Origin of the sequence: Agrobacterium sp. 22117, assembly GCF_052045735.1 — a bacterium.
GTDB lineage: Bacteria > Pseudomonadota > Alphaproteobacteria > Rhizobiales > Rhizobiaceae > Agrobacterium > Agrobacterium cavarae.
On the sequence record NZ_JBQEPP010000002.1, the window covers coordinates 125534 to 140170 of the forward strand.

Annotated in this window: 7 protein-coding genes; all 7 read right to left on the bottom strand. The window is 60.3% G+C overall.

Annotation, left to right across the window (positions count from 1 at the left end; translation table 11 throughout):
* Nucleotides 1-5: 5 nt before the first annotated feature.
* A complete protein-coding gene (glgC, locus tag ACTJKV_RS04945; protein ID WP_062427843.1) occupies nucleotides 6-1268 on the bottom strand; it encodes a glucose-1-phosphate adenylyltransferase in 1263 nt (420 codons plus the stop codon).
* 120 nt (nucleotides 1269-1388) lie between these two features.
* Nucleotides 1389-3596 carry a 1,4-alpha-glucan branching protein GlgB gene (gene glgB, locus ACTJKV_RS04950; protein ID WP_113180873.1) on the bottom strand — a complete coding sequence of 736 codons (2208 nt, stop codon included), beginning with the start codon at nucleotides 3594-3596 and terminating at the stop codon, nucleotides 1389-1391.
* A complete protein-coding gene (locus tag ACTJKV_RS04955; RefSeq protein WP_111849410.1) occupies nucleotides 3596-6058 on the bottom strand; it encodes a glycogen/starch/alpha-glucan phosphorylase in 2463 nt (820 codons plus the stop codon). The genes glgB and ACTJKV_RS04955 overlap by 1 nt, the downstream gene beginning before the upstream one ends.
* 325 nt (nucleotides 6059-6383) lie before the next feature.
* The gene (locus ACTJKV_RS04960) at nucleotides 6384-7631 is read right to left on the bottom strand and encodes a vWA domain-containing protein (protein WP_440598507.1); all 1248 of its coding nucleotides are present in this window, start codon (nucleotides 7629-7631) and stop codon (nucleotides 6384-6386) included.
* Between the two features lie 210 nt (nucleotides 7632-7841).
* Entirely contained in the window at nucleotides 7842-8720 is an 879-nt protein-coding gene (locus ACTJKV_RS04965; RefSeq protein WP_113227501.1) for a transglutaminase family protein, read from the bottom strand.
* 3 nt (nucleotides 8721-8723) lie between these two features.
* Nucleotides 8724-11144, bottom strand: a complete 2421-nt coding sequence (locus ACTJKV_RS04970) for a circularly permuted type 2 ATP-grasp protein (RefSeq protein WP_440598508.1) — start codon at nucleotides 11142-11144, stop codon at nucleotides 8724-8726.
* A gap of 1 nt (nucleotide 11145) precedes the next feature.
* Nucleotides 11146-14496 carry a DUF2126 domain-containing protein gene (locus ACTJKV_RS04975; RefSeq protein WP_440598509.1) on the bottom strand — a complete coding sequence of 1117 codons (3351 nt, stop codon included), beginning with the start codon at nucleotides 14494-14496 and terminating at the stop codon, nucleotides 11146-11148.
* Nucleotides 14497-14637 lie beyond the last annotated feature (141 nt).

Sequence of the window (14637 nt, forward strand, 5' to 3'; positions counted from 1 at the left end):
GAGGCTCACAGGTCCAGCTTGTCGATCATCGATTGGGTTATCAGGCAGATGCCGTTGTCCGTGCGGCGGAACCGCTTGGCATCGAGGATCGGGTCCTCGCCGACGATCAGCCCTTCCGGGATGACGACGCCGTGGTCGATGACGACATTGCTGAGCTGCGCGTGGCGGCCGATCTTCACGCTTGGCAGCACGACGGCATTTTCGAGGCGCGAATAGGAGTTTGCGCGCACACCGGTAAACAGCAGGCTGCGGTTCAGCGATGCGCCGGAGATGATGCAATCGCCCGAGACGACGGAGGAGACCGCCGAGCCGCGGCGGTTTTCGTCGTCATGCACGAATTTCGCCGGCGGCGTGATCTCGGCATAGGTCCAGATCGGCCAGGACTTGTCGTAGATATCCAGATCCGGAACGATATCGGTCAAATCGATATTGGCCTGCCAGTAGGCATCGATGGTGCCGACATCGCGCCAGTATGGACCGTGCTCAAAATCGGAGCGCACGCAGGAGGAGGCGAAGCGGTGCGCGACGGCCTTACCATGTTCGACGATATAGGGGATGATGTCCTTGCCGAAGTCGCGGCTGGAATTCGGGTCGCTGGCATCGCGGCGCAGGCATTCCATCAGGAACTTGGTGTGGAAGACGTAGATGCCCATGGAGGCGAGAGCGTTTTCCTCATCGCCCGGAATGCCCGGCGGGTCGGCCGGCTTTTCGATGAAGGCGATGATCTCGTCCTTGTCGTTGACATGCATGACGCCGAAACCGGTGGCTTCCATGCGCGGCACTTCCAGGCAACCGATCGTCACGTCCGCGCCGGAATCCACATGCTGCTGCAGCATGTATTCATAGTCCATCTTGTAGATATGGTCGCCGGCGAGGATGACCATATATTCGGGGCCGTGAGACTCGATGATGTCGATATTCTGGTAGACGGCGTCTGCGGTGCCTTCGTACCATTGCGTTTCGGAAACGCGCTGGGAGGCGGGCAGAATATCGAAGCTTTCGTTACGTTCCGGGCGGAAGAAGTCCCAGCCGCGCTGCAGGTGGCGGATCAGCGAATGCGCCTTGTACTGCGTGGCGACGCCAATGCGGCGGATGCCCGAGTTCAGCGCATTGGAGAGCGCGAAATCGATAATGCGTGCCTTGCCGCCGAAATAGACCGCAGGCTTTGCGCGGCGGTCGGTGAGTTCCTTGAGGCGGCTGCCGCGCCCGCCAGCCAGCACATATGCCATTGCATCACGTGCCAGAGGCTGAATTCTCTTTTCACTCATCGGTCCTGTCCTCCCATAAAATTCCACGGTTCCCTTGGTCTCAAACGTGTGGGGAGATTTTAAGGTTTCCCATCACGTGTTCATTTTCCTCTGCCTCATGTCCCTGCGACGAGAGGCGGATTAGTTTTCCAGCTCCAGCATGATGACGGCGAGCGGCGGAAGTGTGAGCGTCGCGCCGATGCTGCCGCCGGCATCCACCGCCTGCACGCGCCCGCCATTGCCCTTGCCCGTCCCGCCATAGATCTCGGCATCGGTGTTGAGAATTTCGCGCCAGCGCCCTGCGGCGGGAAGCGGCACGTAAAAATTCTCGCGATAGACCGGCGTCAGGTTGGAGATGACCGCCACCGGCTTTTCGCCCGGCGCACGGCGCAGCCATGCCAGCACGGAATTGTCGTGATCGTCGGCCATCAGCCATTCGAAGCCTTCCGGCTCGCAGTCGCGGGCATGAAGGGCGGCCTTGGAGCGGTAGGTGAAGTTCAGATCGCGCACCAGGCGGCGCATGCCTTCATGCATGTGGTACTGCAGGAGGTTCCAGTCGAGCGAGACCTTCTCGCTCCATTCGCTCCACTGCGCAAATTCCTGACCCATGAACAGCAGCTTCTTGCCCGGATAGCCCCACATGAAGGCGTAATAGGCGCGAAGATTGGCGAATTTCTGCCAGTCGTCGCCCGGCATCTTGGCAATCATCGAACCTTTGCCATGCACCACTTCGTCATGCGAGATCGGCAGCACGAAATTCTCGCTGAAGGCGTAGAGCAGACCGAAGGTCAGTTCCTGATGGTGGAACTTGCGATGCACGGGTTCGCGGGCAAAATAGCTCAGCGTGTCGTGCATGAAGCCCATGTTCCACTTGAAGCCGAAGCCGAGACCGCCCTCATGCACGGGCTGGGAGACCTTGGGCCAGGAGGTGGATTCTTCCGCAATGGTCATGACGCCCGGATGGTTGCCATAGATCAGCGTGTTCATCTTCTGCAGGAAGCGAACCGATTCCAGGTTCTCGCGCCCGCCATATTCGTTGGGGATCCACTCGCCTTCCTTGCGGGAGTAATCGAGATAGAGCATCGAGGCGACCGCATCGACGCGCAGGCCGTCGAGGTGGAATTTTTCCGCCCAGTAGAGCGCATTGTTGATGAGGTAGGACATGACCTCGACGCGACCGAAATTGTAGATCGCGGTGTTCCAGTCTGGGTGGAAGCCCTGACGCGGATCGGCATGCTCATAAAGGGCGGTACCGTCGAACCACTTCAAGCCATGCTCGTCGGTGGGGAAATGGGCCGGCACCCAGTCGAGGATGACGCCGATGCCGACCTTGTGGGCGCCGTTGACGAAGCGGGCAAAACCCTCCGGCTCGCCAAAGCGGGCGGTCGGCGCATAAAGGCCGGTCGTCTGGTAGCCCCAGGAGGGATCATAGGGGTGTTCGGTGATGGGAAGGAATTCGATATGGGTGAAGCCCATGTCGGCGCAATAGGGGATGAGCTGGGCGGCCATCTCGTCCCAGGTCAGCATGGAGCCGTCCTGATGCTTGCGCCAGGAGGCAGCGTGGACCTCATAGACGCTGATCGGCTGGCGACGCTGATCGATGCTGGCCCAATGCTTGCGGTGCGCGTCGTCTTCCCATTGCTGGACAAGCTCCGGCGTGGTGACGGAGGCATTCTTCGGGCGAAGCTCGGCGCGGCGCGCGTAAGGGTCGGCCTTCAGCGGCAAAAGCTCGCCATGGGGGCCGATGATCTCGAACTTGTAGGCGCAGCCGGCATAGACATCCGGTGCGAAGATTTCCCAGATGCCGGTGTCCTTGCGAAAGCGCATCACATGGCGGCGGCCATCCCAATTGTTGAAATCGCCGACGACGGAGACACGGCGCGCATTCGGCGCCCAGACCGCGAAATGGAAACCCTCGACGCCTTCAAGCTTCAGGGGATGTGCGCCCATCTTGTCGAAGAGACGTAAGTGCGATCCTTCGCGCACCAGATAATCGTCCATCGGGCCGAGCACGGGGCCGAAACTATAGGGGTCGGTCACCGCCCATTCGGCATCGTCGCGAAGCGCGCGGTAACGCACGGGCTGGCGCTTGGTAATCGTGATCGGACCTTCGAAGAAGCCGTCGTCGTCGACGCGGGTCAACTCTCCGGCAACGTTGCCGTCCAAGGTCATGACCGTCACTTCTTCGGCGCCCGGGATAAAACAGCGGGCGACGAGAGTGCCCGGCGTCTGGTGGACGCCGAGCACTGCAAAGGGATTGGAATGCAAACCGCTCTTGATTGCCTCGATTTCGGCCGTGGGTATGGAGTTGAAAGTCTTCTCTTCAGCCGAATTGAGCGGTTTTTTCATCAGGCTCTCCAGATTTCCGTGGCGTATTGGCGGATCGTCCGGTCGGACGAGAACCAGCCCATGCGCGCGGTATTGCGAACGGTTTTTTCAAACCAGCTGGAGGGGTTGCTCCAGATGGCATCGACATCGCGCTGGGCTTGCGCATAGGCATCGAAATCGGCGGCGACCATGAACCAGTCATTGTTGTAGAGACCGTCCATCAGTCCGGTGAAGCGCGAGCGGTCGTCAGGCGAAAACACGCCGGACGCGATCGAAGAGACGGCTTGAGCAAGCTCGGCCGAATTTTCGATGATGGCGCGCGGATTGTGGCCCTCGGAGCGCGCCTTGGCCACCTCGTCTGCGGTCTTGCCGAAGATGACGATATTGTCTTCGCCGACATGCTCAAGCATCTCGACATTGGCGCCGTCGAGCGTGCCGATGGTGAGTGCTCCATTGAGCGCGAATTTCATGTTGCCGGTGCCTGACGCTTCCATGCCCGCGGTGGAAATCTGCTCCGACAGGTCAGCGGCCGGCACCATGATTTCGGCCAGCGAGACGTTGTAATTCGGAATAAATACCACTTTCAGAAGCCCACGCACTGCCGGATCGTTGTTGATGACGCGGGCGATATCATTGGCGAGCTTAATGATAAGCTTGGCGTTGTGATAACTCGGCGCGGCCTTACCGGCAAAGAACTTAACGCGTGGAACCCAATCCAGTTCCGGGTGCGAGCGAATTTGGTCGTACAAAGCGACCGCCTCGATCAGGTTCAGCAGCTGGCGCTTATATTCGTGGATGCGCTTGATCTGGATATCGAAGAGCGCGGAGGGATCGACGCGGATGCCCATGCGCTGCGCTACCGTATTGGCAAGGCGCACCTTGTTCTGCCGCTTGATCTCGGCGAACTTGTCGCGGAAGCTGGAATCTTCGGCAAAGCGGTCGAGATCGAGAAGCTTCTCGGCATCGTCCATGAAGGCATCGCCGATGGCGTCGCGGATCAGGCTCGTCAGGCCCGGATTGCACTGCATCAGCCAGCGGCGTGGGGTAATGCCGTTGGTCTTGTTGTTGATGCGGTTTGGAAACAGCATGTGCAGGTCGGAAAAGACTGTTTCCTTCATCAGCTCGGTATGCAGCGCCGACACGCCGTTGATGGAGTGCGAGCCGATAAAGGCGAGGTTACCCATGCGCACGCGGCGCTCGCCGCCTTCGTCGATCAGCGAGATCGAGCGGATCTGGCCATCCGAGAGCTTCTTTTCCTTGCGGGCGAAGATCAGCGTGTTGGCATTGATCGCGTAGATGATCTGCATGTGGCGCGGAAGAAGCCGCTCAAGCAGCGGCACCGGCCAGCTTTCCAGCGCTTCGGGAAGAAGCGTGTGGTTGGTGTAGGAGAAGGTGCCACGGGTGATCGTCCAGGCCTCTTCGAAATCCATGCCATGCACGTCGCAGAGAAGGCGCATCATTTCGGCAATGGATATGGCCGGATGGGTATCGTTGAGCTGGATGGAGACCTTGTCCGGGAGATTGGTGAAGTCCGGATATTGCTGCAGGTGACGGCGCAGGATGTCCTGCAGCGAGGCAGACGAGAAGAAGTATTCCTGGCGCAGGCGCAGTTCCTGGCCGGCAGGGTTCGCGTCGGCCGGGTAGAGAACACGGGTGAGGGACTCGGCCTTGTTGCTTTCACGCAGCGCGCCAATGTGGTCGCCGGCATTGAAGGCATCGAGCAGGATCGGATCGATTGGCTGGGCGGACCAGAGGCGCAGCGTGTTGACGCGGGTGCCGCGCCAGCCGACCACCGGCGTATCATAGGCCATGGCGATCATGCGCTCGGCCGGTTTCCACAGGAAGCGCTGCGGATCTTCATAGCCGCCAATGGTTTCCACCGTGCCGCCGAAGCCGATTTCATAGGCGCTTTCACGCCGCTCGAATTCCCAGGGGTTGCCGTGGGCAAGCCAGGTCTCGGGCAGTTCCACCTGCCAGCCATCGGCCATCTGCTGGCGGAACAGGCCGTGGACATAGCGGATGCCGTAGCCATAGGCGGCGATATCGACGGTGGCCATGGATTCCATGAAACAGGCGGCGAGACGGCCAAGACCGCCATTGCCGAGTGCGGCATCCGGCTCCAGTCCGGCGATCACGTCGAACTCGACGCCGAGCGAGGTGAGCGCCTGGCGAATTTCCTCCATCAGTTCCAGATTGGAAATGGCGTCACGCATCAGCCGGCCAATGAGGAATTCCAGCGACAGGTAATAGACCCGCTTGGAATCGTTCTGATAGGCCTTGCGGGTGGATTCCATCCACTTGTCGATGATGCGGTCGCGAACGACGAGAATGGTGGCCGTCAACCAGTCATGCGGCTTTGCGACCTTGACGTCCTTGCCGATGCGGTAGGTGAGGCGCTCGATGATTTCAGAGGCAAGCACATCCGGTTCGGAACTGCGCGGGGCGGGGCGGGGAAGGTCGTTGGTGGCAAGTTTGTTGATCATGGGTCGGTCAGCACCTTGATGGGAGGAGAGGGCCTGAGTCTATCTGTCGATCAAAGCGCGTCGCGATCCTTGGGAGCGGCTCGTCACGCTTTCAATCCTTTCATTGTTGCATGTCACGATCGAAAATCGTCTTGCTGTTCGCAGACATGCTGCACTGCTTCGATTGCAGTTTATGCATCGATAAGCGGCTGTGGCAACAGCCCTTTTTGCAAGAGAAGCGATTGCCCAGAAAGGGGCCGAGGTAGGCGTTAAAACGCTTTCTTAAAAGGCAAAGAGCGCGTAGCTTTCGCCACGCGCTTGGCAAACTTATCGAGTGAACTGGAGGTCAGTTGATCAGGCGTGTGGGGAGGCTTGCGGCCTTTCGGGCGATCTCGCCGAAGGCGGCCACGATCTCTTCCATGTTATTCGGGTCATAGTAGTTATCCGCGCTGCTAGCGCAATATTGCAGCAGCGACTTGCCCTTTGCGGGAGCCATGAATGCGACGGTGAAGATCTGGATGCCGTCTGCCTTGATCGCAGCGCAGGTGGAGCGCACTTGGTTGTCGATCGCCGTGCTCGTCATTTCGCCGTCCGTCATCAGCACGACATAGCGTTGAAATGCGTTGTTACCGTTTTTGTCGTGCTCTTTCTTCTCGTTGGAATTGCTGCTTTTCAGCGCCGTGAAGGCTGTGTTGAGCGCGACGGCCGCATTTGTACCGCCGGTCGGATATTGCGGAATGGCATTGACATAGGAGCGGGCAGAGGAGGTTCCCCAGCTCAACTGGCGCGCCGCGAAGGGCACGTCGTTATAGGCGATGGCACCAGTGCGAACCAGCTCCGATTCCGGATTGCCGTGATCTTTATAAGATGGGTCGGACTTGTTCAGCGTGTCCATCAAATAAGACACTGCCTCTTGCAACGACTGCATCTTGCTGACGTAGCAGGGCTTGTTGGATTCGGCCCTCGGCCAGGACTTTTCCGAATAGTTGGAGCAGGTATCCTTGCTCTTGTTCACCGTGTCCGTCTTGAAGGACATGGAGCCAGAGCGGTCCAGCACCAGATAGAGAGACAGGGCTGCGCCCTTGCTGAAGGAGCTTTGGGCGGTGCTGCTGACTCTCAAGGTTATGGTCTGAAAGCCCAAGAAACCCATCAGAGGGTTGAGTTCGACTTGCCGGCTGATGGTACCGGAAATTTTGAAGGCGGTTCCCTTCTTGTTGTCGGAGCGTTCCGCGATCGCGTCGACTTCAGGTTTCTTCTTCTTCGATTTGCCCTTATCTGCCCCGTTCCCTTTTCCGTTTCCACTGGCGCTTGCGTCGTCATCGTCGTCGACCCCGTAGTTCTCCAGGCGCTGCCTTACCTCGGCGGCATATTCTGCATCGGACTTCTTGCCCTCGTCGATGCGGGCATGGGTAGCTACAGCAAGCGTTGCGCTGTCGAGCACGGTCTGCATGTCGTTTCTCACCTGCATGACGCGGGTGGTTTCCATGCCGGCGCCAACGGCACCAAAGAGGAGAGGCAGACCAAGTGCAGTCAGAATTGCGAAGTTGCCGCGCTTGTCGGCAAGTAACCTTTTAAACGTCCGTCCCATCATCATTCGGCCAACACCCAGCTATCGCCTTGTTTTATAAGGGGCAGACTTACCGACGCTTTATTGATGATTTGCTAACTCAAGCACTCCAGTTTGAGCAAAGCGGCATTTTATTTGATAATAATTATTTCTGTGACGCTTTTTACTTGCGGCTGTTCTACCGCAGGCAACTTTCGATCGGTGAAGGATGGCATAGGCGGTTGAAAAGGGTGATGATCAACTGACCGGGACGACATCGACCGCTTGTGTAATCTTCTGGTTGCCATAGCTTTTCAATACGCCGATGACGGGTGCCACATCGGCATAATCACGACCATAGCCGACGACGATGTGATCGCTGCCGGCAAGGATATCGTTGGTCGGATCCAGTTCGATATAGCCGTCCGCTTCGCCGCACCAGACGCGCACCCAGGCATGCATGGCGTCTGCGCCTTCCAGCCGCTCCTTGCCAGGTGGCGGAAGGGTGCGCAGGAAACCGCTGACATAGCCGGCGGGAATGCCGAGGCTGCGCAGTGCTGCAATCATGATGTGGGAGAAATCCTGGCAGACGCCGCGCTTCAGCTTGAAGGCCTGGCCCGGTGTCGTATCCACCGTGGTGGCCTCGCCATCATATTTGAAGTCCTTGTAGATGCGCTTGCACAGCGCAAAGGCAATTTCGCGCACCGTCATGCCAGGCTTGGCCGTTTCACGCGCGTAAGACGCAATCGCCGCATCTTCGCCGATGCGGGGGCTGGCTCCTGCCAGATGGTGGGGGGCGTCCGCATCCAGCGAGTTGATGCTGGAAAGCTCCGCCTGCAGCCTATCGAGCGGTGGCGAGAGATCTGCCGTCAGCGACGGGCTCTCCACCGACACGCGGGCCTGCATGCGGATGTCGAGCTTGTCGTGGGATGCGCGCAGATAGATCGAGGTGGCGCTCTGGTGGAAGAAGTCGTCGAAGACGGTACGCTCTTCGGGCGTCGGCGAGACGGTGAGAGCAGACGCGACCAGCCTTTGCCTGCCTTGAATGGAAAGCGGCGTGACACGGATGATGTGGCGCGCGCCGGAGGCCAGCGTGTCGTAGACATAACCCATATGCAGCGAGAGATCGTAGAGCATCGACTATCCGAGATAGGTTTGTGCGAGAATATCGGAAAGCCGTTCGAGATCCTTCTCCAGCTGACGGAAGACGTCGCCGGAGAGATTTTCCGACGTCATGACCGCTAGCGTGGACTGAATGCGCATCGCCTCTCGGCAGAAGGGCGACATCTGGCCGTTGATGGAGGCGTTGGGCAACTGCTCTACCTCGGCATGGATCTCGTTCAGCTGGAAGAGGATCGAGCGCGGGTTGAGCGGGTCGAGCGCCAGAAGATCCATGACCGTCAGCGCTGCGGTATTCACATTGTAGCGGCGGCGATGGGTCATGACGCTGTCGCCGATTTCGAGCAGCATGTCATAGGAGCCGTCGGGTGCTTCCGGCCCGCCCATATGCGCAAGCAGCCGCGTCATGTGCAGGCCACGTTCGAGATAGCGCCCGATCGCCAGGAAGCGCCAGCCGGTGAAGCGATACATGTTTTCATGCACCAGACCGGCAAAGCCCGCGACCTTGCGCAACAGAATAGTCATGGCATGGGTGGCATCGTCGCCTGCATGGATCTTGCTGTGAAAGCGGCGTGCGGTCTTCGCCAGATCGTTGAGTGCCAGCCAGCCATCCGGTGAGAAGCGGTCGCGGATGTTGCTGGCGGAATAGATGGCGCTGTTGATGTTGGCGATCAGGCTGGAGGGGACGGGCTCCTCCACATCGATATCGACGGTTTCCAGATAGTCGGTGACATGGGCAAGCAGCGGCTGCTTCGGATCGGCGGATTCGGCATAGCGTGCATGCCAGGCGCGCAGAATGCGCAGCGCGCCTTCGGAGCGTTCGATATAGCGGCCGAGCCAGAAGAGATTATCGGCCGCACGGCTCGGCAGGCTGCCGGGTATGTTGCGGATGAAGTTTTCTTCCGGGGGCAGCAGCGTTGTGCGCTCCACCGGCTTGTCGCTGACGATCCAGACGTCGGCCGCGCGGCCTCCGGCCTGCATGGCAATGGCCGCGACATCGTTGCTGCGGCCGATGCGGGCGAAGCCACCCGGCATCACCTGCCAGCCATCCTGGGTGCGGGCAACGAAGACGCGGAGGCTCATGGGCCGTGGCACGAGCTTGCCATCGACGAAGGCGGGCGTGGTGGACAGCGTGACGACTTCCTGGCCGACGAGCTTGTGGCCGTCGGTTGCGAGCCAATCGCTGATCGAATCCCTGGCGGTTTCGCGCAGGCTCGAACCCAGCACCGACTGCCCGTTGTCGTCGAAGAAGGGCAGGCGCGAGTAAGCGGGGCCGATGACCATGCGCTCGATATTGCTGGCCACCTGCTGACGCTCCGTCGGCTGGCCGCACCACCATGTGGCAATCGACGGCATGGCGAGATCTTCGCCCAGGATATGGCGACAGATGGCGGGCATGAAGGCAAGCAGTGCGCGGGTTTCCAAGATGCCGCTGCCGAGCGCATTGACCATGTTGAGCGAACCGGCGCGCAGCGCCTGCACCATGCCGGGCGTGCCGATATGGGAGTTCTGGTCGAGCTCCAGCGGATCGGCATAGGATGCATCGAGACGCCGCCACAACACGCCGACGGGCTTGAGGCCTGCGACGGTGCGCACCATGACGCGGTTGTTGACGACCGTCAGGTCTTCGCCTTCCAGGAGCATGAAGCCGAGATAACGCGCGATATAGGCATGCTCGAAATAGGTTTCGCTGGCCGGACCGGGGGTCAGGACCGCGATACGCTCATCCATATGCTGGCGGTGCGATTGCAGCGTATCGCGAAACGCGCCGAAGAAGGAGGCAAGGCGATGGACATGCGCCTCCGCATAGATATCGGAAAAGGCGCGGGTGGTGGCGACACGGTTTTCGAGCGCAAAGCCCGCGCCGGAGGGTGCCTGGGCGCGATCGGCCAGAACCCACCAGTTGCCGTCCGGGCCACGGCCGATCTCGAAGGAGCAGAAGTGCAGGTAATGGCCGTTGGCGGGTTTCACCCCGACCATGGGGCGCAGAAATTCCGGATTGGAGGCAATGAGGGCTGGCGGCACGTAGCCCTGCTGCACCAGCTTGTTCTCGCCATAAATATCGGCCACCACGGCTTCGAGCAGATTGGCGCGTTGGACGAGGCCTTTGGTGACGACCTGCCATTCGGCATCGTCGATCAGAACCGGGACATGGGAGATCGGCCAGTTGCGTTCGCTGCCGCCACCGCCGACGCCTTGAGCGCTATAATCGCGATAGAAGACGCCGGCATCGCGCAGATAGCGGTCGGTACGCGAGAAGCGGTCGTGCAACTCACGCTCGTCCATGCGCGAAAGAGCATTGACGAAGGGCTGCCAGACGGGGCGGATGCGCCCGTCTATATCCAGCATTTCATCGGCAACGCCCGGCAACGCGCGATAGCCCAGCATGGATCCCATGCCGGTTTCTCCGGTCTTGCGTTCCGTTGCAGGTGCCTTCGCCACCTTATACTCCTTGCGGGCGTCGCAGATCGAGTGTCAGCGGAAATTCCGGCGACACCGCTTCCGGCCAGACGGTATATTGACCGGCCGTGTGGCCCCATGGCTCGAATCGCGCCAGGCGACGCGCTTCCGCCTCGTTTCCATTGACCGGAAAGGTGTCATAGTTGCGCCCGCCCGGATGGGCAACATGATAGATGCAGCCACCGATCGAACGGTTCGACCATGTATCATAAATATCGAATGTTAAGGGCGAGTTGACCGGCAGCACCGGGTGCAGGCCAGCTGCCGGCTGCCACGCCTTGAAGCGCACGCCCGCGACCGAAACGCCGGATTCGCCCGTTGGCTTCAAGGGCACGGCGCGGCCATTGCAGGACACGGTGTAGCGGGCCGGATTGGTGGTTTCGAGGCATACCTGAAGGCGCTCGACGGAGGAATCCACATAGCGCACCGTGCCGCCGATGGCACCCTGTTCGCCCATGACATGCCAGGGTTCCAGCGCCTGGCGCAGTTCCAGCTTCGAGCCCTCATATTCCACCTCGCCGAAGAAGGGGAAGCGGAATTCAAGCTGGGCGACGAACCACTCCGGCTTCAGGTCGAAACCGTTTTCTCTCAGATCGGCGAGAACGTCGAGGAAATCCGTCCAGATGTAATGCGGCAGCATGAAGCGGTCAGCAAGCGCCGTACCCCAGCGGACGAACTTTCCGCCGATCGGGTTCTTCCAGAAGCGGGCGATCAGCGCACGCACCAGCAATTGCTGGGCAAGCGACATGCGGGCATTCGGCGGCATTTCAAAACCGCGAAATTCCACAAGGCCAAGACGACCCGTCGGGCCATCGGGCGAAAACAGCTTGTCGATGCAGATTTCCGAGCGGTGGGTGTTGCCGGTGACATCCACCAGAAGATTGCGGAACAGACGGTCGACCAGCCACGGCAGGGGCGGCACGCCTTCGCCGGGCGCCGGAACCTGGGCCATGGCGATTTCCAGCTCGTACATGCTGTCATGGCGCGCTTCATCGATGCGCGGTGCCTGGCTGGTGGGGCCGATGAAGAGGCCGGAGAAGAGGTAGGAGAGCGAGGGGTGGCGCTGCCAGTGCAGCACGAGGCTCTTCAACAGATCGGGACGGCGCAGGAACGGGCTGTCATTGGGGTTTGCGCCACCGACGACCACATGGTTGCCGCCGCCGGTGCCGGTGTGGCGACCGTCGATCATGAACTTGTCGGCGCCAAGGCGCGATTGGCGTGCGTCTTCATAAATCGCGGTTGTGATATCGACGCACTCTTTCCAGCTTGCCGCCGGATGGATGTTAACCTCGATGACGCCGGGATCGGGTGCGACGCGAATAACGTTCATGCGCTCGTCATGCGGGGGCGCGTAGCCCTCGATATGGACGGGCAGGCCAAGATCGGTAGCGGCAGCCTCGGCGGATGCGATGAGGTCGAGATAATCCTCGATGCGTTCGACCGGCGGCATGAAGACGCAGAGCCTGCCATCGCGCGCTTCGACGGATAGTGCGGTGCGCACCGTTCCGGCGATATCGCTGATAACCTGCTCGTTGCGGCCGAGGTTTGGGGCATCGCCCGCCTGGAAAGAAGCTTCCGGCATGCTGCGTGCCGAAGGCGATGGGGCATGCGCCGAAGGCGGCAAGGCATCCGGCAGAGGGCCGCGTGGAATCGAGGGATCAGCCTCGTGAATGTAGGGGAAGGCGGACGGCGGAACGTAAGGCAGGGTTCCAAGTGGCAGGCGGTAGCCGACGGCGCTATCGCCGGGCACCAGGAAGATCTTGCCACGCCGTGTCTTCCACCGCTCGCTGACCCAGCGCTTGTGGCCGGAGCTTTGCGCATTCCACGCCTGCACGGGCAGAATATAGCCGGTCGGCTCCGTCAGGCCGCGTTCGAAGACGCGCGCCAAGCGGCTGCGCTCTTCCGGGTCCTTGAGCTTGGAGTTGGAGGGATCGACATTGTCGGGAAGGTTGGCTTCCTTGATCAGCCATTCCGCCGTGTCTTCATAGGCGGGCAGTACCAGATCGGGCTCGATGCCGAGATGGCCGGCAATCGAGGTGAGAAGACGTTCGGCATCGGTGGAGGTGACGCCGGTATCCTGACCTTCCTGAGCGACGAGATCGGGATTGCGCCAGACGGACTTGCCGTCCTTGCGCCAATAGAGCGAGAAGGTCCAGCGTGGCAGGGTTTCGCCCGGATACCACTTGCCCTGGCCATAATGCAGGAAGCCGTTGGGGGCAAAGCGCTCGCGCAGTTTGCGGATGAGGATATCCGCCTTTTGCCGCTTGGTCGGGCCGACGGCGCCGGTGTTCCATTCCTCGGATTCGAAATCGTCGATGGAGACAAAGGTCGGCTCGCCGCCCATGGTGAGGCGCACATCCTGCGCGATGAGCGCGCGATCGACCGTTTCGCCAAGCGCATTCAGCTCTTCCCAGCTTTCATCCGAAAAGGGCTTGGTGATACGCGGATGTTCGGCAACGCGCGTGACCCTCATGTCGAAGGCGAATTCGGTATTGGCCTCGCCGAAATAGCCGCCGGAAATGGGCGCTGCGTTGCGATAATGCGGGGTGGCCGACAAGGGAATATGGCTTTCGCCGGTCAGAAGCCCCGATGTCGGGTCAAAACCGACCCAGCCAGCACCTGGCAGATACACTTCAGCCCAGGCATGCAGATCGGTGAAATCCACTTCCGTACCGGACGGTCCATCGAGCGCCTTCAGATCCGGCGCGAGCTGAATGAGATAGCCGGAGACGAAGCGGGCGGCCAGTCCGAGGCGGCGCAGCACCTGCACCAGAAGCCAGCTGGTATCGCGGCAGGAGCCCTTGCCCGACAGAAGTGTTTCTTCCGGGGTCTGCACGCCGGGTTCCATGCGGATGACGTAACCGATGGCCTGCTGAAGCTTGGCATTGATGCCGACGATCATATCGACGGTCGTCTGACCGGGCGTCTTGTCGATGGTGGCCATCAGCGCATCGAAGAGCGGACCGGTCTCTTCCGGCTTGCGGTAGATCGACAGATCGTCCTTCAGCGTTTCCGGATAGTCGAAGGGCCATTTGGTGGCGCTTTCTTCGACGAAGAAATCGAAGGGGTTATAGACCGTCATATCCGCGACGAGATCGACCTCGATCTTGAACTCGGTGACCGGATCGGGAAAGACGAAGCGGGCCTGGAAGTTGCCGTAAGGGTCCTGCTGCAGATTGACGAAATGATTGGAGGGCGTGACCTTCAGCGAATGGCTGATGACCTTGGTGCGTGAATGCGGCGCCGGTTTCAACCTTATGATCTGGGGTCCGAGGCGGACTGGCCGGTCATATTTATAATGCGTCAGATGATAGATGCTCGCCTTGATCGACATGTATTACCTTATATTTCCGGCATTTGCGGATTGTTCCGCCCCCTCTATTGCCCTGACTTTGTGCAATGCACGCGCATAATGCAAGGAACATTTCGGTCCCGTCGTGCATTCGTCGCCGCGGTATTTCAAAGGGCGCGTCAG